Here is a 26,437-nt window from a genome sequence, read left to right on the forward strand (position 1 = left end):
GGGCGACCGAGAGCGAAGGGGGTAGTCGAAAAGATGTCGACACCGGTGACGACACTGCAGCCTCACGACACCGAGTTGTGGCAGTGGCGATTGTCTGCGCGTTGCCATGAAGAGGACGCGGAGATCTTCTTCCCGGCGGACGCCGAACGCAGGAACGCTCGCTCCGAGCGGGAAGATCTCGCCAAGGAGTTCTGCCGCGGCTGCGCGGTGGTGGAGGAATGTCTCGAGTATGCCCTCCACACCGGCCAACAGCACGGCGTCTGGGGTGCGACGACACCGGGCGAACGGCTGGCACGTCTCGGCCGGTGAGCGAATACCCGCGTTCGGCGTTCTCAGAGGGGCGAGAACACCGACGTGGTGGATGGCCCCGTCAACGACGTCTTCTCGAGACGAGTTGGCGGGGTCTCCGTCCGTTCGATCGCGGCACCGGAACAGTCCGTCGAACTTCCCCTGCGGGCCGTCCGTGATCCGGATCGGACACCGGTGACATCGAGGATGCCCTGCCGGTACTTCCCGCGACCGGGGAGCAATCCTCAGGTCGTCCCGGTCTCGGCGGCCAGGGAGCGGAGGGCCTCGACCCGGGTACCCACGACGTGTCGGCGGGCCAGTTCTTCCGCTCCGTCCGCGTCTCGAGCTCGGAGCGCCTGGTAGAGCTGCTCGTGCTCGCCGCACATGGTGTCGCCGTCGTCGCGGGTCGAGGTGAGGTGGAACAGACGTCGCAGTCGCGCATCGAGTGGCGCCATCAGATCTTGCAGCAGGGGGTTGTGGGATGCCTCGACGATCGTCCGATGGAAGTCCGCGTTGAGCGCGACGACCTGGCGGGTCTTCCCGGTCTCGGCGGCGGCGCGGGAACGGGCCACGATTGCACGGAGGGCCTCAAGTTCGCCGGCGGTGGCGTGCAGAGCTGCCAGCCGCGCCGCCAGCCCCTCGAGGCTTTCGCGCACATCGAACAGATTCTCGGCCGCCGCCGCGTCGAATTTCGCGACCACCGCGCCGCGTCGTGGTGCCACCGTCACGAATCCCTCGGATTCCAATCGCTGCAGCGCCTCGCGCAGTGGGATCCGTGACAAACCGAACTCCTCGGACAGTTCCCGCTCGACCAGCCGGAATCCGGCCGGATATCGGCCTTCGATGATTCGCTCGCGCAATTCGATGTAGGCGCGATCTCGCAGTGACTGATGGGTGCCGCCGATCGAGGCGGAGCGCTGCGCGGTGCGGCGGGTGGTCATTGCGCGACTCCAGGTTCGAGGGACGGGGGCTGCTCGGTCGCAGACTCTCCCTCGCATCATTGCAGGCTTTTGCGATCTCTTCCGCACCCGGGTCATTTGGTATACCGTAGACCAAACTTAGTCCCGGACGCTCAATCCGAACCATCTCTGACCTGCATGTTGATACCTCTATACCTACCCCCGGAGAGAAACTGATGCACCAATCGGTCGGCACCGCGCCCGATCCCACCGCCCCCGGCACTGCGACACCCACGGCTCTGGAAGACGTCACGCTTCCCTGCGGGCGCCGCGCCGACGTCGTACTCCGCGGCGATCGGATCGAATCTGTCGACGATCACCGGTCCGGTCACCACCGGCCCGGCGCCTATCACCTCGGCGGCGCCCTGCTCCTGCCCGCGCTCGTCGACGGACACTGCCATCTGGACAAAACCCTGCTCGGCTCGGCGTGGCAGCCTCACCGAACCTCACGGACGCTGCGCGAGCAGATCACCACCGAGCGACTATCGCGCCGCGACACGCAGGCGCCGGCCACCGAACGCGCCGCGGCCCTCGCCCGGCGCATGGTGTCGCTCGGCACCGGGCACGTACGCTCCCACGTCGACATCGACCCGGACGTGCAACTCACAGGCCTGCACGCGCTCCTCGAGGTGCGCGAACAGTTCCACACGCGACTCGGTATCCAACTCGTCGCCTTTCCACAGAGTGGGGTCGTCACCGCCCCGGGGGTGGCCGACCTCCTCGATGCCGCACTCGCCGACGGCGCCGACGTCATCGGAGGACTCGACCCCGCCGGATTCGACGGCGATGTCGACGGTCAGCTGAACGTCGTCTTCGGGCTCGCGGAACGGCACGGCGCCGGTGTGGACATCCACCTACACGACGGCGGTGAGGCAGGCGCCCACCAGCTGCACGAAATTGCCACGCGAACAAAAGCATTGGGTCTGGTCGGAAAGGTCACCGTCAGCCACGCCTATGCGCTCGGGCAACTCGACGACCACGAGCTGGACCGGGTGGCCGAGGCGCTCGCCCGAGCCGGAGTCGCGATCATGACCAACGGCCCGAGCCGGTCGATGCCCCCGGTGCTCCGCCTGCGTGAACACGGAGTCCGGGTCTTCGCCGGGTCCGACAACATCCGCGACACCTGGTGGCCGTACGGCACCGCCGACATGCTCGAACGCGCAACCATCATCGGCCTGCAGGGCGAGCTGATGACCGACGACGACCTCCGGTATGCCGCCGCCCTCGCCACCGACGAGGCCGCAGCCGCCCTCGGCCTGACGGACTACGGGCTGGCTCCCGGCAAACGCGCCGACCTGGTGGCCGTCGCCGCGGGCAGTGTCCCCGAAGCCGTTGCCTCCCATCCCGAGCGACTTCTCGTCCTCCATGGGGGCCGGATCGTCGGCCCGACCCCCCTCACCACTATCCGCATTCAGCCACCGACCTTCGAGGATTCCCGTGATCACTGACCGAAACGCGTCCGGAGCCAAGGCCCCCGCGCAGAGAATTATCGCCGGCGCCACCGACGGCAGGCTCGCCGCCGGTCGAATTGGTACGTTCGACCTCGTCTTCTTCGTGGTCGCCGCCGCTGCCCCGCTGACCGTCCTAGCGGGCGTCGCGCCGTTCGCGATCGGGATCGGAGGTGCCGGTGCCCCACTCGCCTACCTGATCGCGGGTGCGTTGCTCACGTTGTTCGCGGCCGGCTTCACCGCGATGAGTCTCTATGTGCGTAACGCCGGCGCCTTCTACGCCTACGTCGCGCGGGGACTCGGCCGGAGCCTCGGCGTCGGGATCGCGTACATCGCCGTGATGTCCTACAACCTCATCACACCGGGGGTCGCCGCCGCCTTCGGTTACTTCGCTTCCGGGACGATCCGCAGTGCGACGGGCGCCGACGTCCCGTGGTGGGCGTTGTCGGGCGTCTGTGTTGTCGCCGTCGGCGTGCTCGGCTGGCTGAAGGTCACACTCAGCGCCAAGGTTCTCGGCGTCGCCTTGATACTGGAAGTGGCGTCGCTGCTCGTGATGAATGCGGGAATCCTCGGCGAACGCGGGTTGGCCGCACTGGATGTGAAGTCCTTCGATCCGGCCACGCTCGCGACCGGAGGGGTAGCCGGGATGTTCGTTCTGGTGATCGGCGCGTTCACCGGTTTCGAGGCGACCGCAATCTACGCGGAAGAGGCACGTGATCCGAAGCGGACGGTGCCGCGGGCCACGTACATTGCCGTCGGATTCCTTGCACTGTTCTACGCCGGCGGGGTGTGGCTGATCATGGGCGCCTTCGGCACCGACACCGCGGTCGCGATGGCCGGTTCCGCCGCAGGGCCCGATCTCACCTTCGAGGCGGGTGAACTGTACGTCGGCGCGTGGCTGGCCGACACGATGCACGCACTCATCATCGTCAGCGCGTTCGCCGCCGCCCTGGCCTTCCACAATGCCGCCGCCCGCTACCTCTTCGCCCTCGGCCGGGAAGGACTGCTGCCGCGGTTCCTCGGGAAGGTGTCCGCCCGCCACGGCTCACCGAGCGGCGCCGTGATCGCGCAGACCGTGTTCAGCGCGGTGATCATCCTCGCGGGCGCCGCGTGCGCGGTGGATCCGTACTCGGTGGTGTTCTTGTGGACCAACAGCATCGGTGTCCTCGGCATCATGGCGATGCAGGCGTTCGCCGCGCTCGCGGTGTACGCCTTCTTCCGCCGCGACCGGCGGGGCCTCTCGGCGGCGAGAGTGATGTGGGCGCCGCTGATCTCCTGCGCCGGACTCACTGTTCTCACCGTGCTCGCGATCGTGCACTTCGACCTGCTGACGGGACGCTCCGGGCTCGTCAACGTTCTCCTGCTCGCACCGTTGCCGATCGTCGCGGCGGCGGGCCTCTATGTCGCCCTGCACATCCGCCGCTGCGATCCGGCACGCTACGCCTCACTCACCAGCGTCGACGTGGAACGGGACCGAGAAACACGATGACCGCCGAAAACACCACCGTCACCGTCTTCCGCGACGTCCGCCCCTTCGGCGGCGCGGTGACCGACTTGATCGCCGTGAATGGCGCACTGGCACAAAACATTCCCGACGGGGTCGCCGTCGACTACGTCGACGGCCACGGGAAGGCCGCCGTGCCGACCCTGGTCGACGCCCATATCCATCCGGACAAAACCGCATGGGGCGAGCCGTGGTACAGCAGGCGCACTGCGCACGCGATCGAGGACCTCGTCGCCGGCGACGTCGAACTCCACCACGCCCAACCCACACCCGTCGCGGACCGAGCGCTCCGGCTGATGGCGCACGCCGTCACCCTCGGGACACGAGCGATGCGGGCGCACGTGGACGTGGCGCCGGCGTACGGGCTCGCCGGGGTGGAAGCGGTGGCCACCGCCCGAGATGCCCTGCGCCACGCGATGGACGTCCAGATCGTCGCGTTCCCACAGCACGGTGTCGAACGGACGCCGGGCACCGCGGCACTGCTCGAGATGGCCGCCGACAGCGGGCTGATCGACGTGATCGGAGGGATCGACCCGGCAGGCTTCGACCACACCCCCGGTGGAACCGGAGGAGGCGCCCGCCAACTCGACACGGTCTTCGGGATCGCCGAAAGACACGGTTTGCCGATCGACATCCACCTCCACGACACCGGCGAGACGGGTACCGCGACTCTCACCGACATCGCCGAGCGAACCAGAGCGGCCGGTCTACAGGGCCGGGTCACGGTCAGCCACGCCTTCGCCGTAGCCGAATTGTCCGGCCACACCCTGGATTCGACGGCGAATCTGCTGGCGATGGCGGATATCGCGCTGACGACGGCCGCGCTGTCCACGGCGACGGTATTACCGTTCCGTCTTCTGGCGCAGCACGGTGTGCGGGTCGGGCTCGGGTCGGATGGCGTTCGCGACAACTGGAGCCCATTCGGTGACGCGGACATGCTCCACCGCGCGTGGCTGCTCGGCTGGGCACTCGACGCACGCCTCGACGAGGATCTCGAGGCGTGCTACGAACTCGCCGCCGACGGCGGTGCTGCCGTCATGGGGCTACCGCGGGCCGACCTGCAACCGGGTTCACCCGCCGACTTCATGTTGCTGGACGGAGAATGCGTGCCGCAGATCGTCGTCGACGTCCCCCGTCGGGACACGGTGGTGCGGGCCGGACGGGTCGTCGCTCGCGACGGCATACTCCTCTGAGTCGTCCCGAGGGCGTCGGTCAGGACCGCAGGGGCGCTTGCAGCAGGGTCCGGTCGTCGCCCGGGGCGCTCACCCCGAGCATCGTCGCATCCGACATCGGTAGCCCCACCGCCAACTGCATCGACATCGTCTTGTCGCCGCCGGCGATGAAACTGCCGGCATTCATGCGACTTCCGTCGGAGCGTTGGAGCCAGACGTTGTACGTGCGGCCCTGTGGGAGTCCGGCGACGTCGAGGCTGATTCCGGTTCCCCACGCCCGGTTCTCCACCCGCGCGGAGGCATCCACACCTGCGGCGAGCACCGTGAATGCCACCGGCTGCCCGGGCGGGGCCGTCGAGGTGCCCCCGCGCAGGAAGAACCCGCCGGTCACCAGGCCGACGGCGATCACGACGGCCGCGGCGGCGACTGCGATCCGGTGGTACCGCTTCCGTCCGCGTTCGCGGTCGACCGCCCCGAAGATCGCGTCGGGCAGCGTCGACGACGGCCGGGGCGCAGGTTCGGTGAGCCGGTCCGGGTCCGCCGCCGACAGGGCAGCCGCCACCGGAGTCAGCAGACGCAACTCGGTGCGGCACTCCGGGCAACCGTCCAGGTGGGCGCGAAGTGTGATCGTCTCGCTGTCGTCGAGGCGACCGAGCGCGTACATCCCCAGCATGGTGCGCATCTGCTGGCAGCGGTCAGTGGTCACCATGCCACCCCATTTCTTCGAGTACGAGTCGGAGAGCCTTCAGCGCGTAGTACACGCGACTGCGGACGGTGCCCACGGGAATGCCGAGGTGTGCGGCCACCTCGGTGGCGGGCCGGTCACGCAGGTGAATCTCGACCAGGACGAAGCGGTGCTGATCGGACAGCCGCCGCAGCGCCTCCTCCATCTCGAGCCCCACCAGCAGTTGCTCGAGGGGACGCTCGGGTGCGGGCAGCTCGGGTGGTGCAGCGTCGGCCAGCTCCGGTCGGGCGGCACGAGCCCGGATCGCGTCGATCACCACGTTGCGGCAGATCGCATACAGCCAGGTCCGGAGCGTAGAGCGCCGTGGGTCGTACCGGTCCGCGCCCCGCCACGCACGCAGGAACGTCTCCTGCACCGCCTCCTCCGCGCGACCCCGGTCTCCGAGGGAGCGGTAGGCGAGGGCGAACAGTTCCCTGCCGTGGTCGTCGTAGGCGGCCCGCAACACCGTCTCGTCATCCAAACTTCCCTCGGACTGGTCCCCGCGTGTGCGCACGATACGAAGCCGCACCACTCACCTCCCGAACACCGGATACGGCGTCGGCTCGCCCGACACCCACCGAGGAGTACGGGCGCGGGCGGCGCGGCGTTCACTTCGAATTCTGCCACTCGGGTGCGCGGAGGCGGCCCCGGCAGGTGAACGCGGACCGCCGACCATCCGTACTCCCCAGCACCGAACGACAGGCACACGGGAACGAACGAATGGAGATCTACGAAGATGCTGAAGAAGTCGATTCTTGCGGCGGCCGGCGCCGGCACCGCGATCGCGCTGATCTCGGCGTGCGGCACCGCCACCGACGACGCCCCGCCCGAGGTGCCGCCGTCTGCGTCCGCCGCGGCGAACCCCGAACCGGCAACCCCGGCGGCCGCCGGGCAGGTGGAGCTCGGCACCCGGGACACCGCACTCGGCGCGGTGCTCACCGACGGAGACGGTTTCACGCTCTACCGATTCGATGAGGACACACCCGGCTCCATCCGGTGCACCGGCCCCTGCGCCGAGATCTGGCCGCCCTCACTCGGAGCACCCCGGCCCGACGCCACCCTCGCCGCCCGCACGGGTGCCACGACGCGGCCGGACGGAACCGAGCAAATCACCTACGACGGCCACCCGCTCTACCGGTTCGCGAAGGACACCGCCCCCGGGCAGACGGGCGGCGACGGCGTCAAAGGAACCTGGCACGTGGTGACGGTCGACTCCGCCCATGGATGACGCCACCGCACCCCCGGTCAGGGCGCCACGCCCGGCGGTCAGTCGGCGCAGTGCGCTGCTCGGCCTGGCCGCGGTCGGCGCGATCGCAGCAGCGGACGTCGGCGGGTTCCTCTGCGCGGCGGGGACACTGGACGCCGACGCATTGACCCCGGCACGGCTGACCGACCGATTCGAGGAGGTCGCCGGGCACCACGACGGGTTCCGGCGCAATCACGCCAAAGGAGTCAGCGCGACCGGATATTTCACCGCCACCGGCGCCGGGTCCGCGGTCTCCACGGCCAGTGTTTTCCGGATCGGCCGGATCCCGGTGACCGGCCGGTTCTCACTCTCGGGTGGGAATCCGTCCACTCCGGACGCCGACGCCACGGTCCGCGGGCTGGGGTTGGCGTTCGACCTCCCCGATGGCGAGCAGTGGCGCACCGCGATGATCAACACCCCGGTGTTCCCCGACCGGACGTTAGACGGCTTCTACGAGCGGTTACTCGCATCGAAAGCGGACCCGGCCACCGGCAAGCCCGATCCGGATCGCATGGCGGCGTTTCTTTCCCGCCGCCCCGAGACCGCGGCGGCGATGAACCTCATCCGACAGCATCCACCGACCTCCGGGTTCGACAACAGCACCTACTACGGTCTCAACGCCTTCCTTTGCACCAACGACACCGGAGTCACGGTTCCGGTGCGATGGACACTGGTCCCTGAGGAACCGGCCCGCTCCCCCGGCCTGCCGGGGCGCGATTACCTCTTCGACACACTCACCGCGACAGTCTCGCGTCGACCGTTGCGGTGGCGGATGTTGCTCACGATCGGTCAACCCGGCGATAGGACCGACGACGCCACCCGGCCGTGGCCGCCGACCCGGCAGGTCCTCGACGTCGGCACCGTGATCATCGACGCGGTCCGGACCGAAGCGCCGCACAACGCGCGGGACCTCAACTTCGACCCGCTCATCCTCCCCACGGGCATTGCGCCCTCGGACGATCCCCTGCTCAGCGCCCGGTCCGCGGTCTACACCGAATCGTTCACCCGACGGTCCGGGGAGCCCAAAACACCGGCCCTCGTCGATGTGGATGGGGTGCGCGATGACCGCTGACCCGACCGACCGCCCGCTCCGGTTCGCGCCGACCGTCCGGTTGCTGCATTGGGCGATGGCGGTCATGGTGATCGCACAACTGCTCGTCGGCGCCGTCATGGTGACGACCCTCGACCACTACCATCTGCTGCGCTCGGTGCACGTCCCGTTGGGCGCCGCGATCCTCGCCCTGGTGATCGTCCGCATCGGCAATCGGCTGGTGCGCCGCGCGCCCGCACCACCCTCCACCATGAGACCGGCCGAGCGCCGGGTCGCAACCGCGTCGGAGTACCTGCTCTACGCGCTACTTGTGATCCAGCCACTCACCGGGTGGGCCATGCTCTCGGCCGGCGGCTACCCGATCATCCTCTACCAGCATCTGCACTTGCCCACGCTGATTGCACCCGATCCCAGCGTCTACGCGTTGTTGAGACAAGCTCACACCGCATTCGCCTACCTGCTGTTCTTCACCTTCACCGCACACATGTCCGCCGTCCTCTTCCATGTGCTGGTCCTGAACGACAGGCTCCTCGACCGGATGGCACCGTGGCGTACTCGCCGAAAGTCTTCGCCTACCTCGTCCCGGCCGGCACCTGCGCGGATCGTCGATGATATTGTTGCAGAGCAGGATTGAGGATGGTGATGCTCGCAGCACCGATGCCGAGACCGGCATGCGACTCGTGCCGGCCGCGTGATGGAGCACCAGTTCGGCCAGGTCGGTGAGCGGGAACATGCCCCAGACAGGGGTTCGGCCGGGAATGCTCTCACATTCTCGGCCGGATCTCTGCTTCTCGAGTGTTTCACCGTTGCCGATTACTCTCTCGATCCGCAACTACCAATGTACGCGCGGATGGCGGTCCACCGCAATGGCTCGCCTCTGTGGTTCATCGCTGCGAGCGAGAGCGTGGGCTACTTGACCGCGGTCAGGTACGTCGATCGTTTCGACAGATCGACAAGTTCTTCGGGGAGCTCCGGAACCGGCCGCCCGTAGGCAGCCGCCAGCTCGAGCGAAGTGGACCGCCGCACCGACCAGCCGTGCCCGGTCAACCACTGCACCGGATCGGCCCGCTCGTCACCGTAGAACAGCTCGGAGATGTCGATGTCGCCGAACGGATTATTCGCGAAATACTTCGCTCTGATGGCCTCGAAGCGTTGCATATCGGTTCCCGCCGCGAAGTTGTCCACGGCAAGGTGGCTGCCGGGACCGGACAGGTGGTCGATCCGCTCGAACAGCGCGTCGTGCGCCACGCCCGGGAGGTACGCCAGCAGCCCCTCCACCGACCAGGCGGTCGCCTTACCGGGGTCGAATCCGGCAGCTTGGAGGGCGACAGGCCAGTCGTCTCGCAGATCGACGGCCACCGGGCGACGATCAGCCTTCGCCCTGGCGCCATGATCAGCGAGGACCCCCTCCTTGAATTCCAGCACCTGCGGTTGGTCGACCTCGAAGACCGTCGTGCCGGTCGGCCAGTCGAGGCGATACGCCCGTGCGTCCAACCCGGCCGCGAGGATCACCGCCTGTGAAACCCCTGAACTCGTGGCTGACGAGAAGAACTCGTCGAAGAATTTGGTCCGAGAACCCATGAATCCGGAGACCGGCATGTCCCCGAGTGTCGACGGGTCGGCCAACAGCCCGGTGAAATGCGGTTCACCCGCCGCTTCGACGAACCACCGCGCGTAGTCGTCCTGAATCAGCGCGTCGGGGCGCACTGTCTCCAACGCCCGAAATGTCGCCACTCCCAACGCGGTCAGGCCCACGCTACTGACGATGTCCCAACTGTCTCCATCGGTTCGCATCGCTGAAATACCCTCCCGATCTCGTCGCAATTCGGAGCCGACGACCGAGCAGCGCAGAGCGGCGACGAGGCCAGAGAAGTTCGGTAAGGCCTCACCGAAATCCGGGCCCAGCGTGATCGACCGAACCCGCGCAATTCTACGCTCGGGCCGCCGCAATCAGCCGGAGCCGATTCGCCGACCTCGCACCCGCTCGGTCACATTCCCAGCCACTGCCGAGGTGACCAGGCCGAGTGGCACGGGACCGAACATGTGGTGTACAACATAGTCGGCCACGATGTGAATCAGATCACAACCGTGACCGTGAGGCACACATATCGGTAACCGACGAAAGCAGGACACATGGCGACAACCTCGATTGCCCCGACGACTCCCACCGGACGGCAGACGCCCCGGCGCAGCGGCACCATGAGCACCGCGGAGATCAAGTCGAGGATCGAGGCCATGTTCGCCGACGACCGCAGGCCCACCCGCCCCGCGGTCACGAACTGACGAATTCCCCGACGAGGGGATCGGATGAACACCGAGTGACCTGTCCATCCGATCCCCCGCCGCGCGTCGCACTCGAAAACGTTGCAGCACAAGCAGAGACATCGGGGCCCCGCAACTCGGGATGACGACCGGCAGGTTTACGGATGAACGACGTCCAGCAGTACGCGGACAGTCTCGCGGATCAGTTGAACCGCTCGATCGAAATCGACGACTGCGGTCTCAAGCCGCTCGCTTTGACCGAGCAGCACGGTGATCTCGACGATGTCCGCGTCCGGTCGATCCTCCAGCGACACTCGTCCCCGGAAGTATTCGAGTACGCATTCTCGCTCGATATCGCGCACGCAACCGGGCCGGTTCGGTTCCCCGCGAATCCGGCGTTGCAGACGTTGCCTCGGGTGTGCATTCCGATGCGGGCACACGGGGAACTCCAGGGATATCTGTGGCTGATCGACAGCCCGCCGCTCACAGATTCCGACATCACAGCAGCGGCCGGGACCGCCTCCGCGATCGCAGACCTGCTCCACCAGCAGTTTCAGTCGACGGCCACCGTGCTGGACCGCGAGTCTCAACTCGTGCGCGCACTGCTCGCCCCACCGCACGAGTCTTCACCGCCGGCCGACCTTCTCAGCGGTGAACCGCTCCTCCGATTTACCGAACCCGCATGTGTGCTCACCATGAAGTTGGCACCGATCGATGCCGGCGGCGAGCCGCTGGACGTCCGTGCGATGCGGGGCGCCGCCCAGGAAGTCGCGTACGCCCGACCGGTGGGCCGTTCCCTCCTGGGGCACGGCGACGACACACTCCACCTGATTGTCAGTGCCGAGGTACACGCCGACCGCCTTCGCCCGTTCCGCCACGCTCTGGCACAGGCGGCCCGGCGGCGTGGATGGAAGTTGCACGGAACCGGCACCGGGGGCGCTGCCTCCGATCTCGATGGGCTGCGACGATCCGGAACGGAATCCAGCTATGCGGCAACCGTTGCACACGCGCGGAACGTCGAGCAGTTGGGCTGGAACGAGCTCGGAGCCGACCTCGTGTTCTACGGACTGCCGTGGACGACGGAAACCCTGGAGATTCTGTTCCCCGGCGCATCCCGTCTGTTCGATGCGGACAACACGCTGATTCGCGAGAGTTTGGACGCCTACTTCGATTGCGGCGGTGACACACGCCGCGCTGCCGCCCAACTGGCGGTGCACCGCACCACCCTCTACTACAGGCTCGACCGTGCGCAACAGCTTCTCGGAGAGGATTGGGCACAGGGCGAACGCAGAGCCGGACTCCAGCTCGCCCTCAGATTGGCGATGCTGATCCGCAACACCTGATGCGTGTTCAACAGTCAGTTTCCACGGACCACCTGGAGCTTTCGACAATTTCAGGAACACACGTCGCCGTTACTCGAACACAGACGGAAGACGCTCCCGCACGTCGGCCGTAGTGTTCGGAATCACAGTCGAGAACGTCGCATCGGTGCAGATGGACGCACCGACAGACCCTCGCCGACCACGTCGACGTGCCGGTTTCCTCGAACACTCGAACGAGGATTCCGGCGGGTGCACGGGCCGGAATCGGCGAGCTCGACCGTCGCGACTGATGATTACCCATCCTCTTTCCTGAAGGAGCCCCCGTGGCCACACACGCTCTCGATGACGCGAAACTCTCGCGGTTTCATCTGAAAACGACGCTCTACGGAAATGGCGGACATCTCTGCGACGGGTACATCCTCGGCGCCATTGTTCCCGCACTCCCCCTCTTCGCACAGTCTCATCCGATCGGTTCATTGATGAGCGGCTTGATCGGCGCCTCCGCACTGATCGGCGTGTTCCTGGGGAGCCTGTTGTTCGGCTGGGTCACCGACAAGATCGGCCGCCGGCGGATGTTCGTCATCGACCTCGCATTGTTCGTCGTCCTCTCCCTCGCTCAAATCGCGGTCACCGACGCCGTCATGTTGCTCGTTCTCCGGGTTCTGCTGGGGATTGCGGTCGGAGCCGACTACACGATCGCCACGACCCTCGTGGCCGAATTCTCACCGCGGAAACACCGGGCCACTCTGCTCGCAGTGGGGCCGGCGATGTGGACAGTCGGGTACGTCCTCGCGATTGTCGTCGGAACGGCACTCGCCGAGGTCGGGGGCGCCGACGCCTGGCGCTGGATCCTGGCGACCAGCGCGGTCCCCGCGCTCATTCTGCTCATCCTCCGCCGGAATACACCCGAGTCACCGCGCTGGCTCGCTCAGAACGGACGAGCAGAGGAAGGCCTCGCGATTCTGCGGAAGCATGTCTCCCCGACCGCAACCCTCGCCGACCTCGCCGAGGAGGAGGCGGCGGAATCGTCTGGTTCACTGCGCGACGTGTTCGCCGCACAGCACCGCAAGCGTCTGGCATTCGCGTGCCTGTTCTGGTTTTGCCAGGTCGTTCCCTATTTCGCCGTCTTCACCTTCCTCCCCACCATCCTCGAATCACTCGACATCGAATCCGGCTTCTGGCAGACCACCAGTGTCAACCTCTTCCTTCTGATCGGCGGCGTCGTCGGCATCGTCACGATCGGCAAGATCGGTCGACGCCCCTACACCCTGATCTCCTTCACACTTCTGACCGCATCGACACTGGCAATCGGCCTCTGGCAGAGCGCCCCCGCGGGCTATGTCATCGCCCTCTTCGCACTGTTCGCACTCATCTCGTCGGCGATGGCCGCACTCGACACCGTCTATCCCAGCGAACTGTTCCCGACCAGCATCCGCGCATCCGCGACCGGAATCTGCGTGTCCTTCAGCCGGATCGGGGCAGCGATCGGGACGCTTCTGCTGCCGGTAGGAATCGATAGGTTCGGAGCACACGGGGTCACGCTGATCACCGGTGTGGTGGCTGGTGTCGGTTTTCTCATCAGCATCGCCTGGGCACCGGAAACCGCGGGCCTGACCCTCGCGCAGGCCGCAGCCGACACCGAGGAAGCGCCGCAGAAATCCGACAGCGGCAGTCCTGACAGCAACTCGTCGTTCGTGTCTCAGGCGTAACCCGAACAGACGCCGTCAGTCAGCCGACCGACCGGCGCCATCAGCCCAACTCTCACTCGGAGGAACCTTCATGACTGTTCTCATCGACAGCAGCGACGACCTCACCCTCGACAACATCGCTCGGGTGGCCTGGATGGGCGAACAGTGCAGCATCAGTGATCGCGCACTGAGTGTCATCCGGGCCCGTCGACAAGAATTCGTCGACTTCGTCGAACAGAACGCGGATCGTCATCTCTACGGAATCACTACCAAACACCATGTCGGCGCGAAATCCGTTCTCGGCGACGACGGCCGCGCAGAGTTCGCCACCCGACTGCCGTCGACACCCGCCACCGTCGGCCCGCGGCTGCCTGAACGCCTCCTCCGCGCCGCCGTCCTAGCCCGGCTCGCAGACGTGCTGAACGGGACGGCGTGCCTGCGCGTGGAAACAGTGCACCGGCTTCTCGACCTGCTCGAAACCGATCTTCCACCGGTTCCAGCCCGCGGAAACGGCGAGCCAGGCGACATCATTCCCCTGGGACACCTGCTCCGGACCCACTTCGACGGGACCCTCGAGATCGGCGAGGGGATGGCACTCATCAATGGTTCCCCAGTGGCGGCGGCGGCCCTGGGTGACGCCGCACTGGCCGGACGGCATCGGATCACCGTCATGGAGCAGATGATGGCGCTGGGCGCGGTGGCGATCCATGCCCCGGCAGCTCACTACGCCCCCGAACTCGAGGCCGCCTGGCGCGACGAACACCAGGCCGAAGCCATACACAACATCCGCCGACTCATCGAGACCGACGACCACTCGTCCGAACTCCCCTATCAAGCGCCGGTGTCCTTCCGCAGTGGGCCACGCGTCATCGGATGGGCGCGGCGGGCGCAGGCCGCCGCCGAAGAATGCGCCGAGATCGCGCTCTCGGCGTCATCGAACAACCCGATCTTCGTCGGCCCGGCAATCCATCCGCCCCTCGGCGCGGTCCTGTCGAACGGCGGCTACCACAACCCCCTCGTCGCTCCGAGTCTCGATTCCCTCGCTCGCACGTGGGCCGATGTGTGCCAGTTGGTTACGGCCCAGGTCAATCGAATCGTCGAAGATCCCCGAGGGCTCGTCGCCACCGAACCCGAATCCCAGGTCAGCCTGCTCTACATGACGTCGGCAGGATGGGCGGAAGAGGCGCGCGCCGCCGCAACGACGTCACTGATCGGCCTGGGCGGAGCAGGTCAGACCGACACGGGAACACCCGACCTGCTTGCGTGGCGAAAAGCGCACGATGCCGGTGCAGCACTCGACAACAATCTCGCCGTCCTCGGCGTCGTGGCCAGCCACACACTCGCCCGCACGGGACAGTCGGTGCCACGACGGCTCGCGGCGCTCAGCCGGCAGATCCTTCGGCGATTCCCCGTCGGAAGCGCACCTGTCGACTTCGGCGCACAACTCGAGTCGGTCGTCGACTTGTTCAGCCGACCCCGAGACGACGCGGCGGCACCCGTTTCCGAGTTGGCCACCACCTGAATCTCTTTCACCGAATCAACAGAGAGGAGACCGAGGTGACTGTTGCAGTGATCGGCGGCGGGGTTGTGGGGATGAGTACAGCGTGGAGCCTTCGCCGTCGCGGCGAAGACGTCACGGTCATCGAACGCGGTTCGATCGGCCAGTCGGCTTCCGGCGTCAATGCCGGTTGGATCACCCCGTCCCTGTCGACACCCCTCGCCTCACCCGGTGTCGTCGGACTCGGACTCAAACACGCCTTCGACCCCAATGGCGCCTTGTCCATCCGGCCGCGGCTGGACACCGACTGGATCCGTTGGCTGTGGAAGTTCGCCCGCGCGTCCCGACCCTCGGCATACGAGAGCGGAGTCCGGGCACTGCTGCAACTGAACACCCACACACTCGATCTGTTCGACGAGATGCGCGATGACGGTGTCGATTTCGAGATGCACTCGGCCGGGTTGCTCGCACTGGCACAATCCGCCGACGGCCTGGAATGGTTCACCCAGCTGTTCGACCACCTGCTCCCGATGGGCTTCCCTGGCAGCGTCGAATATCTGTCCGGTGACGAAGCACGTCGACGCGACACTGCCGTGGGACCCGGGGTACAGGTTGCCGCCCACACCTCGATCGACCGGCACGTCCACCCGGAATCCCTGCTCCAAGGTCTGCACAAGCGGGTCAGTGAAATGGGCGTCACCGTACTCCAGGACACAGCCGTGCAGGCCGTCACTCCCATAGGTGCGAGGTGGTCGATACGAATGCCGGACCACTCATTGGACGTCGACGCCGTGGTCGTAACGCTCGGTGCCGCGACGAACGCGCTTCTCACGCCCCTCGGTTTCCGGTTGCCGATCATCGGAGCCAAGGGGTACTCGATCGACGTCCGGGGTGCCGGTAGCTCCCCACGCCATGCGCTGTACCTGATGGAGCCCAAGCTGGGACTGAGCCCCTACCACGACGCGGTACGCATCGCCGGCGCCTTCGAACTACCTGCCCGCGACGAACGCGTCCCCGAGCGACGGATCCGACTCCTCCTGAACCAGGTGCATCCCTACTTGGCAGGATGGTCCCCGGACGCAGATGTCGACATTCGCTCCGGCAGAGCCGGACTACGGCCCGCGACACCGGACAGCCTGCCGTTCATCGGCCCAGCGCCCGGTCACCGCGGTCTCTACATTGCCGCCGGCCACGGCATGTTGGGTGTCACCCTGGCACCTGCCACAGCTGAGGGGATCGCCGAAATGGTCACCACCCGTCACATCCCGGAATCGATGCTTCCCTTCCAGTTCGCAGGACGCATCTGACGACGGACGCGGACGCTGTCGTTCGGCAATCAGAAACCCGGCGAGATCAATAGCGGGAGAATTGTGTGACTACGCGCGCCGGATGCAGAGGGGCACGAACCCCGCTCTTCGCTGCCGCCTGCCTGCCGATCCGCAGACAGTCGCCAATTGAAAGGTTTCACATCATGACCGACAATCCGATCGTCGAACTCGCAGTGGACGAGTCGTTCGCCACCCCCGCCGCCCCCGATCAGGTGGAGAGGGCCGCGGAAAGTCTGCGCCGCAATGGGTTCACCGCGCACATCGTCGACACCGTCGAAGAGGCGCACACCCTCGTCACCGACCTGCTCCCGACCGACAAGACAATCTTCACCTCGACCAGCGAGACGCTCCGACTCTCCGGCCTGGCGGAAACCATCAACTCCTCCGGCACGTTCCGCAGCCTGCGCGCCGAGCAGTCCGACTGGGACCTGAGCGCACGACATGACGACGTACGCGTCACCCGCTCGGCACCCGAAGTGGTGATCGGGAGCGTCCACGCCGTCACCGAAGACGGAAAGCTCGTGACCGCATCGGCGAGCGGCAGCCAACTCGCCCCCTACGCATCCGGCGCCACACAGGCCGTATGGGTGGTCGGAGCCCAAAAGGTGGTGCCCGATCTGGCCACAGCACTGCACCGCATCGAGACCTATTCCTATCCCAAAGAAGATGTCCGCGCCCAGCATGCCTACGGCGTCCGCAGCACGATCTCGAAAATCCTGATCAACGGACGCGAACTGGTCCCCGGCCGCGGAACCGTCGTTCTCATCCGCGAAGCCATCGGATTCTGAGCGCATTCGACCCCGGCGACGGCCGGCCAACCAACCGTCGATGCGCAGCCCCCTGCGCCGCGAGCGGCCGAACGCATTAGGTCGCGAGGAAGTCCTCGATGATCGGGCTGAGTGTGGACGCGTTGGTGAGCAGGTCGACGTGGCCGCCGGGGTGTGCGTGGAGGGTGGCGTGCGGCAGCAGCCGGGCCATGATGTGGGCGTTGATGATCGGAATGATCGGGTCATCGGTGCCGGCGACGATGAGGGTGGGCTGGCGGATCGCCGGGAGGGCGAACAGGCACGCCCACACGGACCCGGCGAGGAGTTGGTACAGGTAGCCGCGGCGGGATCCGGCGGCCAATTGATGCCCGATGATCTGGGTGATGTCGGCGTTGCCGAAATCCGTGCTGCCGCCGTAGATGGTCGCGGCGATCGAGGCCAGATAGTCGCGGTCGACGAACCGGCGGGGGTGAGCATCTTCGTCAGGACCGTCGGCCGGGCGGGCATCATGAGGACCCCGGTTGCGGTGGCTACGAGGACCAGTCGCCGGCACCGGCGCGGATTCTGGAAGGCGACGATCACGTAGGTGTCCACGGTGATTTTGGTCAGGTCGACGGGGGTGCCGAGCATGCGCACTGCGCCCGGGGTGGTCAGCGCGTTGCTCAGTCCCATCTGCACCATGTCCTTGTGGAGTGTGGCGGCCATCCGGGTGGTGTCGGCGTTCCAGAAGAGCACTGGATGTAGTTGTTGACTCAGTACCGCCAGATCAGGTCGGTCGGGCGTAGCCAGGCGAACACCTCGGCCAGTGAGCGGCCGTCGAGGTACCCGCGGGCCGCGGAGACTCGGACAGCGGCCTGGGCGGTGGTCCGGTCGAGGGCGGCGGCGGGGAAGCCGGCTCGGCTCTGGTCCAACACGGCACGAGACACTCGGACCTCTCGCAGCGGACACCGAGAACGATGCGCGGCTCCGCGAGACGCTGCGCACCTTCCTTGGACACGGTTCCAGCTACAAGTCCGCCGCCGAGGAACTCCACCTGCACTTCAACTCGGTGAAGTACCGGGTCCAGCGCGCGTTCGAACGCCGCGGCCACCCCCTCACCGGGGACCGCCTGGATGTCGAGATCGCCTTGCTGACCTGCCACTGGTTCGGTGCCGCAGTGCTCGCACCGAGCGAACAAGACTCGGGCACAATATAAATGGTGCCGTCGGCTTCCTCCGCGGCAGCATCCCCGCTAGCCAGATCCGAACGTCGGTCACGTCGACATCGCGATGTCGATCTCGATCAGGTCGCCCTGTCCACCAGTGCCTTGCCGGTTACCGCACTTCCACGATCGTTCCCAGGTCATGAACGTGCTCTTCTGCCGGGACACTCGTCGCCGCGATGTCGCCACGGGCCCCGCGCACTAACACCCTCCCTCGGCCTATTGCCAATGCGACCGGCACTGCAACAACGATGGAGACCAGGGCGACGCCCGCATCGAACGCAAGCCGCATGACGCCGACCGCACTGGCCGCCGTTTGAGATATGCGCATGCTTCCTCCAAGGGTCTCAGCGAGTTGTAGAAGCACCCTTACCGCAATCTTTCCACTAACCGTAGCCAAGGCGTGGATGAAACGTCGACACACATCTCCCGAACAGCGAAATGCAGCCAAAGGGCGGTTCGAGTGCGGCACTCACCAGACGCAGCAGACTGTCCGGTATCGTTTGCGGCGCCGCCTCTCCCCTTCTCGGGCGACGTACGCATCAGCCGAGTTCCGTCCGGTGCGGTATCCAGTTCCGGTATTCGGCGCTGGCGGGCAAACTCGTCGCCGCCGGTGGCGGCACGATCGCCTCGGAACCCCGATCTGATGCCGAAGGACTCGCACGTTGCTCGGCCACGAAGCGAGGCGAGGACTCCCCGAACATCGGAGGCCGACCGGCACGCACCGCCGTCGCTTGCCGAACTCCGCACGCCGGTCAGCGATCTGCCGCAAAGTGAACATCAGTCGTATAGGCGGTAACCGGATGTCGATAGTCGACATCCTGGTGCCCGCCGGCGATAAAGTAACGAAGCGATGCCGCCTCAATCTGGAGGCATACGGGTGGACGGGCGACGTCGCTAATGGCTGGCGCGCCTTGTTCTGGACGTGACGGCAAGACCTCGGTTGCGGTTCACCCCGTGGCCGGGGTCGACCATGGGGTGCGACAAGGGCAATGACCGCAGTCCGGTCGGGGCAGCGTCGGCCAATCCGATCCGTGTTGAATGCATCTGCCGACACCATGAGCCTACCGACCTTGTGGTTCGCCTCCGCACGCGATCTGTTCGCATGCGGTGAACCAGCCCTGCAGCTCTCCGTCAATCCTTGTCGAAAATGGTCGCGAGCTCGGCGATCCGCGAGACCCCCGGTCCGCCGGGTCGCATAGCAGAACGTACTCCCCCGCGAGATACGACTTCCGAAACGGCCGGCGAGTCGCCGGGTCACCATTATGTATCACCACACACGGTAGGGCCCTACTCAGCTGACGGAGAACGCACTGCCTTTCGGTGTGGCGTGGTGGACTGCCCGCGTTCCCAAGGTCCTCGATCTGCTCGTCAAACATGTGAAGGATGAGAATCCGGCCGGGAGGTCGACGATGTTGTCGGCTGCTCCGGTGGAACGGGGCGCCGCGGGTCGCGATCCTGGTAACGACCCGGCGGCACCCCAACCGAAACCTGTTCGGGTTCTTGCTCAGTTGAGCTTCTGCGGCACACCGTAGGTCATGACGGTGTCACCGTTGGCCGTCACGGCCATCGCGTACGGCCGGATGGTGACCGGTCCGATCGCGCCGGAAATGGACCCGTGAACGCCCTGCATCCGCACCAGCGCCTCGGGTCCGTCGAACTCCTGGCCCTCGAGCAGCGGGACCGTGGTGATACCGCCCGGCTCCAGGTCGATGTCCAGCTCTTGCGACGGGATGATGTCACCCGCCAACTCCGCGTTGGTCCCCGCGCTCAGATCCAGCGTGAAGTCGGGGACGAGCCCCAGGTCGATTCCGGTGTCCGACCCGATCGCGAACCCGAGGCCGGGCGAATTGAGGACGATGGTCGCACCTGCCAGCGCAACCGGGTAGCCGATCTGATATCCGACGGTGAGCTGCGTCCCCTCGAACTCCGCCGCATCGGGACCGCTGATGTTCACACCGGCGTATCCGTTGTGGAAGAACTCGACGCTGGTCGGTACGCCGTCGAGCGGCGGAACGACCTGATACTGCGTGTCGCCCTGCAAGACCTCGATGCGATTGCCGTCCCCGTCGATGACGGAACTGGAGTTGTCGACACCGGCCGAGGCGGTGCCATTACCCATGACCACGGCGAGCACGGCAATGCCCGCTACCGCCGCCATGCGGGTGAAGGATTTGCGTCCGGGTCGAGCTGTGCTGATGTTCGTCATGCCGATCCCCATTCAGTACGTACTGCAACCGATACGAAAAAGCATGCAGAGCCTAACCATTCGGGCCCCCCGACGTCCTCGTGTTGTTCAGAAGTTCACAAGCGTTTCGTGTGGTCCGCCCCCGCTGACCTGGCAGTTCGTGGCACGATCTGGCGGGCGAGAGCGGTCGACAGTGGCGGGGCGTGCGGAGCAGGTCAGACCAGCGTGGACCGGGAGTTCGCCACCGAGGCCCCCGAGAACGTTCACCCAGACTTCCCGGTCACTTTCTCTCCGACGATTGTGGGCGACCCCTACGCTGAGAAAGTGTCGCGGCAACCGATGTCGACCCATCACGATGCGACACCTCGACCCCGCCTCGCTGACGTCAGTGCCGAACTGACACCAGCAGCCCGGCGGGGTCCCGTATGTCGAGACCCTGCGGTACGCACCTGGTCTCGACCGGTAGCCGGCTGAGGACCGCCGCTCCACCGGGAAGATGTCGACCACCGCCGTGGCCCCGAAAGGTCAGCGTGGATGACACGCGCCTCCGTTCAAATCCCCTGAGCGGGCGCATCCACGGATGCAGTGTGTGCGTGGTCTACCGGATTCGCCGGTTTGCGCACGAAGGCGCATGCCGCGATCAGCACGAATGAGAGGATCCCGGCAACAAGAAAGACCATTCGCACTCCCTCGGCAATGGCCTCCGGTGAATCGTGAGGGTGACCGGATCGTGAGGCGACAACCGTCATCACGGTGACGAACAGTGCCGTACCGGCAGCACCGGCCACCTGCTGGAACGTGCCCACCACTGCGGAGCCGTGCGCATACAGGTGAGCGGCCACCGATCCCAATCCCGATGTCATCAACGGCGTAAAGGTCGCCGACAGGCCGAGGCACAGCGCCATATTCGACAACAGGAGCCACCACAATGAGGTGGACGTGTTCACCGTCGTCAGCATCCACACTCCGGCGCTGACGAGGATCGAGCCGGGGATGACCAGCACGAGAGGACCGCGCCGGTCGTAGACGCGGCCCACGATCGGTCCCGCCAGACCCATCAGAAGGCCGCCGGGCAGCGTGATGAGACCGGTCTCGAACGGATCGAGGTAAATCACCGACTGCGCGAAGTAGGGAACGATGATGAAGGTGCCCATCATCGTTGCCATGCCGACCAGCATCGCGACCACAGAGATGCTGAACTGGCGGTATCCGAACACGCGCAGGTCCAGCAGGGCGCGGTCCTCGCGTTGCAGCCGGAACTGTCGGCCGAGGAACCCGGACAACGCCACCGCACCGATGAGGAACGGCACCACCACCGGGATCGTCGCGGAGTCCTGGGCCGATTCACCGATGCTCACCAGGCCGTACACCAGGCCACCGAACCCGAGTACCGCCAGGGGGATCGATAGAATGTCAACGCCGGCCTTCGTCGTCTCGGACACCGAAACAACGAATCGTGCGCCGAGGACCAACGTGACCAGCGCGATGGGGGCAACGAATCCGAAGATCCAACGCCACCCGAAGTGGTCGAGGATGAAACCGGACAGGGTGGGGCCGAGAGCAGGCGCAACCGCGATCACAATGGAGATGTTGCCCATCATCGCACCGCGACGGGCGGGCGGCACCAGCGTCATGATCGTCGTCATCAGCAGCGGCAGCATCAGGGCTGTCCCGGATGCCTGCACGACTCGGGCGAACAGCAGCACACCGAAGCCTGGTGCCGCGAAAGCGATCAGCGTTCCCGCAGTGAACAGCGACATGGCGAGCACGAACAGAGTGCGCGTCGGGATGCGCTGGATGAGATAGCCGGTGAGCGGGATGATCACCGCCATCGTGAGCATGAACGCTGTCGTCAGCCACTGCCCCACGCTGGGATGAACGCCCAATTCGACCTGGAGGACCGGGATGGCGATGCTCATCACCGTCTCGTTGAGGATCACCACAAAGCTGGCAACCAACAGGACACCGATCACCTGCAGGTGTCGGCGTTCGATTCGATCGTCGGCTCTTTCCTCGTCGTTCACGAGGCCAGCGGGTTCGGTCACGGTGAACCTTTCGGATGGTGGGAACTGCGGACATCCCGGCGAATGACGGGGCAGGGCAGCCACCGAATCTACCTACCACCGGGGTTCTGCCGCCAATTGTTTTCCGTGCTCAATTCGGGCGACGCGGGGCACCGGCCACCCAGCTCAGCGGCAGGTGAGACCGGTGGGTTCCTCAGCGCCCTGATCACGACTCCGAGCGGGCACACGCGAAACCGGATTTGCGGGTTGCTCCGGTCGCACGTCGGACTCAGCACGACCTCGAACGACTATCCGCGGAAAGGGGCTACCGTCGAGGTGAGACTCCAGAGATGAGGCCACGGTGAGTACATCCGATAACAAGCGACGAGACGTCCTCGACGAGCACACGCTCCACATGGGCGCGGGCTTCAAAGAGCAGGACCGGTCGCACGTGCTGGAAGTGTTGTCGGCGCTCGCGCCGCACCTGGGGCGTTGGGACCCCAGCGATGTGGATGTGGAAATCTCGGTGAAAGACCGGGGCGGCAAGGAACAGCGAGTCACGTTACGCACGACGCTCCCCGGCCTTCCGCCATTAGTGGCAGCCGCCACCGATCCGCACCTGGTTCAGGCTCTCGGCGCAGCGAAGCATGAGTTGATCCGGCAGATCGAAGACCAGAAGTCGGCGCGGGAACCTAAGAACAACCGACAGCTCAGGAACAAGACGATCCGACATCTGAGATAGTCACGCAGATCGACGGTATCGCGATAGGGCTTGCTGCCGATTACGACCACGTACAGGTGGTGGTACGGCAACTAGTGGGATCGATCAGGGATCGCAATGTGGTGAACAGCGTAGGCCAGTCGGGGCCGTAGGGCATCACCACGTCGACAGGATTCTCATTCAAGAGTGTGTCAAACACGTTCAGTCAGAACGACAATCACGGATTCAATGGTGTCCCACCGATTGGTGTTGCACAAACGGCCGAATGCCAGTCACCGCGACTTCTTGTCAAGATCCCACAAAGCAACCCTCGCGAAGTATCCGAGCCGTGGGCCCCCGCAGCCACCTGTGGTCCGACAAGCGCCCCAAGGCCAGATCCGGCAAATCCGTTTCTGCTCAGCAGCGGCTTCCGCGAGACGATCCTCGGCGAGCCCGTCGATTTCGAGTGGGAGCGTGTGACCGACAAAGACAGCTACGTCTTCGGGGCCACGAACATGTGCCCCCGCCGTGGAGGCCCACAGTGCCGGTAGAGCGGCCACACAACTACAGCCCCGCACAGTTGCCCGGCTCCACGCTCGACCTCAACGTCCCGACGCCTATCCCACGGGCAGAGTCGAATAACGTCCCGCGCACACCTTCCCCGACCGCACCCATAGGGCCCAAGGACATCGATGCCGTGGTGGACGCCGCCGTCAGCGCTGGGCTGCGCCACAAGGTCGCCCGGCTGGTCCTGCTCGGCGTGATCAAGGAATAACAGCGAACACCGGCTATTCGGGAGTCCAACGGCTGCTCACCGTCACCCGACGCGATCGAAGCCGGATCTGCCCCGCATTGAAGGTCAGTCGCCCCTGTTGGCGGCCATCGGGGCGGACGATCATGGAGACAGGCACGACATTGTAGGAGGACCTCATGACACACCACAACGACCCTCTCGCGCACGCCCAGCACACCGCACATGAGTGGCTGAAGGTTGTCGCCGAGCGGCTCGGGACCGAAGACCGCAACTACACCTACCGGGTGCTGCGGGCATGGCTACATCTGGTTCGCGACCGGCTCACCGTGGACAGCGCAGTGCATCTCGCCGCCCAGCTGCCCGAGTTCCTGCGCGGAGTCTATTTCGAGGGCTGGGTACCGAGCAAGGTGCCCATCCGTTACGACACCACCGGGTTCACCACCCTGTTCGCATACGAAGGCGGCATCAGCCCAGCCGACGTCCCCGCCACCGCCAGTGCAATCTCCGCCGGGCTGAGTGCGCTGTTCTCGCCCGGGCAACTCGACCATGTGTTCGCACAGATGCCGAGCGGGCTCCGCGGCGAACTCGCGAGCGAAACCCCCACCCCTGCCGCCGCGCCGCGAGCCTCCGCCGAGCATCGCCGACTGAACGCCATGGAGGACAGGGTGCAGGCGCTGACCGACGCGGTTTCGGCACTGGCCCACGGCCTCGAAGAACTCCCGACAGAGGAACCGCCACGTAGCCGGGCGGCAAAGGCAGCTCAGGAAGCGCACCGAATCCTGATGGTGGCGGGCACGGCCAAGCGATAGCCCGGCCTGTTTCCGGCTGACCCCGAGAACCGGACGCCGCGCTGCCGAGCCCCGTGAGCAGGACCCGAGCGTGACCCGTGGACCTATTCGTGCCGTGTGGGCTACCCGGCCCAACCGGGCGTCACACCCGCGAGTGCAGGTCTGCGGCGAGTTCCGTCACGGTTCCCGTGGCGCAGCTACGGTTGTCGCCGACGCCGCCGGAGGCGCCTCGTTTCGCCCAGCCGACCACATACAGTCCGTCGAGCGATTCGCCCGTCTCGAGCGAGATCACTCGTCCTCGGCGGTTGGGCACGACCCCCCGCTCGTCCACGGGGATGCCATCTATCTGCTTCGTCGTGAATCCGGTGGCGCATATCGCGGAGTCCGCGAGGAAGGTGCGACCGGTCGTCGTGGTGACGGCGACACCGCCGGCCACTGTCTTCCCGAGATCGGTCACCTCCTGTCCGAAGGACAAAACAACGCGCAGCCTGCCCTCGTCGGTGGCGGTCGGGCCGTCTGCCGCCCAGATATCGGCAGCGGGCAGGGCGGAAATGTCACGTAGCAGCGGGGCGTCTGCACCGGCGCCCGGCGGACGGCCGTAGCGGTCGATCAGCACGTCGGCGTTCTCGAGGTCCAGAAGCTCATAGAACGCCGACGGCGTGAAGGAGGCGCGATCCGGGGTCGATCGCGACAACACCACCACCTCCGTCACCGCTTGGGCCGCGGCACCTCGGTCGCGTGTCTTGGCCATCCATCGGATGACATCGAAGGCGACGTTTCCCGCCCCGATCACGAGGGATCTCGGTCCCAGCGGCCCACGCGGGCGAAAGCCGTACGCCCCACAGTTCTCGGCCACCAGAATGTCGATGGCCTCATAGATACCCTCGCCGCGATCCACAGTCGTGGGCCCGAGTCTCCGGGGCTGTGAAGCGCCACACGCGAGCACTATGGCGTCGAATCTGTTTCGGAGGTCTTCGACCGAGACATCCACCCCGACTTCTGTGTTGTGCACGATCGTGACGCGATCGTCGTTGAAGGGCACGTCGAAGAGCCGGATCATATCGCGAACGCCGACGTGGTCCCGGGAGACGCCCCGGTGCAGTAGGCCCCCGATCTCGCCGTGCTGTTCGAAGACGGTGATGCGTACCGAGGTCGATCGCCGAAGGAGTTCGCGAATGGTGTACATCGCCGCCGGCCCGGATCCAACGACGGCGATCCTCAGCCTGTCGCTCGGCCTCCCCAGCGGTTGCTCGAAGCGAATCCGTCGCGACCGGGGCCGGGACTTGGCGGGAGCTTGCTCGAAGAACTCTGCGTTGCGGGCCGCGTAGGGCCGTTCGGTGACGGTCAACGTCCACTCGGGTTTGATGGCAGACGCCGGGCAGGCCTCGACACAGGCGGTGCAATCGATACACGAGCGCGGGTCGATGAACAGCGTCTCGGCCGACTCGAAACCCGCTTCGCCGGGAGCGGGATGAATGCAATTCTGCGGGCACACCCGCACGCACGAAGCATCCTTACAGCAATGCCCCAGGACAACGTGGGTCAT

The 26,437-nt window shown here is 66.1% G+C and carries 23 protein-coding genes and 3 pseudogenes; 17 read left to right on the top strand and 9 right to left on the bottom strand.

The features are described from left to right. Window positions 1-45: 45 nt before the first annotated feature. The gene (locus tag OYT95_RS01655) at window positions 46-309 is read left to right on the top strand and encodes a WhiB family transcriptional regulator (protein ID WP_304363923.1); all 264 of its coding nucleotides are present in this window, start codon (window positions 46-48) and stop codon (window positions 307-309) included. Window positions 310-533: 224 nt separating this feature from the next. Here the strand turns inward: OYT95_RS01655 and OYT95_RS01660 are convergent, their stop codons facing one another. Continuing rightward, window positions 534-1,229, bottom strand: coding sequence for a GntR family transcriptional regulator (locus OYT95_RS01660; RefSeq protein ID WP_037227759.1), 696 nt, complete (start codon window positions 1,227-1,229; stop codon window positions 534-536). 194 nt (window positions 1,230-1,423) lie between these two features. Here OYT95_RS01660 and OYT95_RS01665 point away from each other — a divergent pair, with 194 nt between their 5' ends. Genes OYT95_RS01665 through OYT95_RS01675 form a run of 3 tightly spaced genes read left to right on the top strand, consistent with a single transcriptional unit; the run spans window position 1,424 to window position 5,392 of the window. Further along, a complete protein-coding gene (locus OYT95_RS01665) occupies window positions 1,424-2,695 on the top strand; it encodes an amidohydrolase family protein (RefSeq protein WP_128638770.1) in 1,272 nt (423 codons plus the stop codon). Next, window positions 2,685-4,184: an APC family permease gene (locus OYT95_RS01670; protein ID WP_128638771.1), complete on the top strand. Its 1,500-nt coding sequence runs from the start codon at window positions 2,685-2,687 to the stop codon at window positions 4,182-4,184. The genes OYT95_RS01665 and OYT95_RS01670 overlap by 11 nt, the downstream gene beginning before the upstream one ends. After that, window positions 4,181-5,392, top strand: a complete 1,212-nt coding sequence (locus tag OYT95_RS01675) for an amidohydrolase family protein (protein ID WP_268790715.1) — start codon at window positions 4,181-4,183, stop codon at window positions 5,390-5,392. The genes OYT95_RS01670 and OYT95_RS01675 overlap by 4 nt, the downstream gene beginning before the upstream one ends. 19 nt (window positions 5,393-5,411) lie before the next feature. On the opposite strand, the gene OYT95_RS01680 is transcribed toward OYT95_RS01675, so the two are convergent. Beyond that, window positions 5,412-6,080, bottom strand: a complete 669-nt coding sequence (locus OYT95_RS01680; RefSeq protein WP_112302295.1) for an anti-sigma factor family protein — start codon at window positions 6,078-6,080, stop codon at window positions 5,412-5,414. After that, complete coding sequence (locus OYT95_RS01685) at window positions 6,067-6,624, bottom strand: sigma-70 family RNA polymerase sigma factor (RefSeq protein ID WP_174233900.1); 558 nt, start codon at window positions 6,622-6,624, stop codon at window positions 6,067-6,069. Before OYT95_RS01685 ends, OYT95_RS01680 begins: the two co-directional genes overlap by 14 nt. A gap of 207 nt (window positions 6,625-6,831) precedes the next feature. On the opposite strand from OYT95_RS01685, the gene OYT95_RS01690 reads away from it, so the two are divergent. The 3 genes from OYT95_RS01690 to OYT95_RS01700 are packed head-to-tail and all read left to right on the top strand — an operon-like array spanning window position 6,832 to window position 9,026. Continuing rightward, window positions 6,832-7,323, top strand: coding sequence for a COG4315 family predicted lipoprotein (locus tag OYT95_RS01690; RefSeq protein WP_268790716.1), 492 nt, complete (start codon window positions 6,832-6,834; stop codon window positions 7,321-7,323). After that, entirely contained in the window at window positions 7,316-8,413 is a 1,098-nt protein-coding gene (locus tag OYT95_RS01695) for a catalase family peroxidase (protein ID WP_268790717.1), read from the top strand. The genes OYT95_RS01690 and OYT95_RS01695 overlap by 8 nt, the downstream gene beginning before the upstream one ends. Next, window positions 8,403-9,026, top strand: coding sequence for a cytochrome b (locus OYT95_RS01700; protein ID WP_268790718.1), 624 nt, complete (start codon window positions 8,403-8,405; stop codon window positions 9,024-9,026). The genes OYT95_RS01695 and OYT95_RS01700 overlap by 11 nt, the downstream gene beginning before the upstream one ends. Window positions 9,027-9,301: 275 nt before the next feature. Here the strand turns inward: OYT95_RS01700 and OYT95_RS01705 are convergent, their stop codons facing one another. Continuing rightward, window positions 9,302-10,186: a class I SAM-dependent methyltransferase gene (locus OYT95_RS01705; protein ID WP_268790719.1), complete on the bottom strand. Its 885-nt coding sequence runs from the start codon at window positions 10,184-10,186 to the stop codon at window positions 9,302-9,304. Between the two features lie 339 nt (window positions 10,187-10,525). Between OYT95_RS01705 and OYT95_RS01710 the strand changes: the two genes are divergently transcribed. From OYT95_RS01710 to OYT95_RS01735, 6 genes are all read left to right on the top strand, one after another. Then, entirely contained in the window at window positions 10,526-10,675 is a 150-nt protein-coding gene (locus OYT95_RS01710; RefSeq protein ID WP_009473232.1) for a hypothetical protein, read from the top strand. Between the two features lie 143 nt (window positions 10,676-10,818). Continuing rightward, a complete protein-coding gene (locus tag OYT95_RS01715; protein WP_268790720.1) occupies window positions 10,819-11,997 on the top strand; it encodes a PucR family transcriptional regulator in 1,179 nt (392 codons plus the stop codon). Window positions 11,998-12,299: 302 nt separating this feature from the next. After that, complete coding sequence (locus tag OYT95_RS01720) at window positions 12,300-13,685, top strand: MFS transporter (protein WP_268790721.1); 1,386 nt, start codon at window positions 12,300-12,302, stop codon at window positions 13,683-13,685. Between the two features lie 70 nt (window positions 13,686-13,755). Next, window positions 13,756-15,186, top strand: a complete 1,431-nt coding sequence (locus OYT95_RS01725; RefSeq protein WP_128638777.1) for an aromatic amino acid lyase — start codon at window positions 13,756-13,758, stop codon at window positions 15,184-15,186. A gap of 35 nt (window positions 15,187-15,221) precedes the next feature. After that, complete coding sequence (locus OYT95_RS01730) at window positions 15,222-16,469, top strand: NAD(P)/FAD-dependent oxidoreductase (protein ID WP_268790722.1); 1,248 nt, start codon at window positions 15,222-15,224, stop codon at window positions 16,467-16,469. Window positions 16,470-16,633: 164 nt separating this feature from the next. After that, the gene (locus OYT95_RS01735) at window positions 16,634-17,278 is read left to right on the top strand and encodes an LUD domain-containing protein (protein WP_128638779.1); all 645 of its coding nucleotides are present in this window, start codon (window positions 16,634-16,636) and stop codon (window positions 17,276-17,278) included. A gap of 76 nt (window positions 17,279-17,354) precedes the next feature. Here the strand turns inward: OYT95_RS01735 and OYT95_RS01740 are convergent. Beyond that, window positions 17,355-17,830: pseudogene (locus tag OYT95_RS01740) on the bottom strand (alpha/beta fold hydrolase); the annotation flags it as partial. Beyond that, window positions 17,830-18,174 (bottom strand): annotated as a pseudogene (locus OYT95_RS01745) (PHA/PHB synthase family protein); the annotation flags it as partial. The pseudogenes OYT95_RS01740 and OYT95_RS01745, both read right to left, overlap by 1 nt. A gap of 2 nt (window positions 18,175-18,176) precedes the next feature. Between OYT95_RS01745 and OYT95_RS01750 the strand changes: the two are divergent. Next, window positions 18,177-18,452 (top strand): annotated as a pseudogene (locus OYT95_RS01750) (helix-turn-helix domain-containing protein); the annotation flags it as partial. A gap of 1,513 nt (window positions 18,453-19,965) precedes the next feature. Here the strand turns inward: OYT95_RS01750 and OYT95_RS01755 are convergent. Together OYT95_RS01755 and OYT95_RS01760 are read right to left on the bottom strand one after the other, a co-directional pair. Continuing rightward, a complete protein-coding gene (locus OYT95_RS01755) occupies window positions 19,966-20,667 on the bottom strand; it encodes an MspA family porin (protein WP_268790723.1) in 702 nt (233 codons plus the stop codon). A gap of 530 nt (window positions 20,668-21,197) precedes the next feature. After that, window positions 21,198-22,691 carry an MDR family MFS transporter gene (locus OYT95_RS01760; RefSeq protein ID WP_037227789.1) on the bottom strand — a complete coding sequence of 498 codons (1,494 nt, stop codon included), beginning with the start codon at window positions 22,689-22,691 and terminating at the stop codon, window positions 21,198-21,200. A gap of 319 nt (window positions 22,692-23,010) precedes the next feature. Here OYT95_RS01760 and OYT95_RS01765 point away from each other — a divergent pair, with 319 nt between their 5' ends. The 3 genes from OYT95_RS01765 (at window position 23,011) to OYT95_RS01775 (ending at window position 24,912) form a co-directional block, all read left to right on the top strand. Then, window positions 23,011-23,391, top strand: a complete 381-nt coding sequence (locus OYT95_RS01765; RefSeq protein ID WP_235214446.1) for a hypothetical protein — start codon at window positions 23,011-23,013, stop codon at window positions 23,389-23,391. Between the two features lie 499 nt (window positions 23,392-23,890). Continuing rightward, complete coding sequence (locus OYT95_RS01770; RefSeq protein WP_268790724.1) at window positions 23,891-24,124, top strand: hypothetical protein; 234 nt, start codon at window positions 23,891-23,893, stop codon at window positions 24,122-24,124. Between the two features lie 155 nt (window positions 24,125-24,279). Next, a complete protein-coding gene (locus OYT95_RS01775; RefSeq protein WP_037227792.1) occupies window positions 24,280-24,912 on the top strand; it encodes a DUF2267 domain-containing protein in 633 nt (210 codons plus the stop codon). Window positions 24,913-25,033: 121 nt separating this feature from the next. Here OYT95_RS01775 and OYT95_RS01780 read toward each other — a convergent pair whose 3' ends face one another. Beyond that, the gene (locus OYT95_RS01780; RefSeq protein ID WP_268790725.1) at window positions 25,034-26,437 is read right to left on the bottom strand and encodes an FAD-dependent oxidoreductase; all 1,404 of its coding nucleotides are present in this window, start codon (window positions 26,435-26,437) and stop codon (window positions 25,034-25,036) included.

It is taken from the genome of Rhodococcus sp. JS3073 (genome assembly GCF_026810085.1).
GTDB classification, from domain to species: Bacteria; Actinomycetota; Actinomycetes; order Mycobacteriales; family Mycobacteriaceae; genus Rhodococcus_F; species Rhodococcus_F wratislaviensis.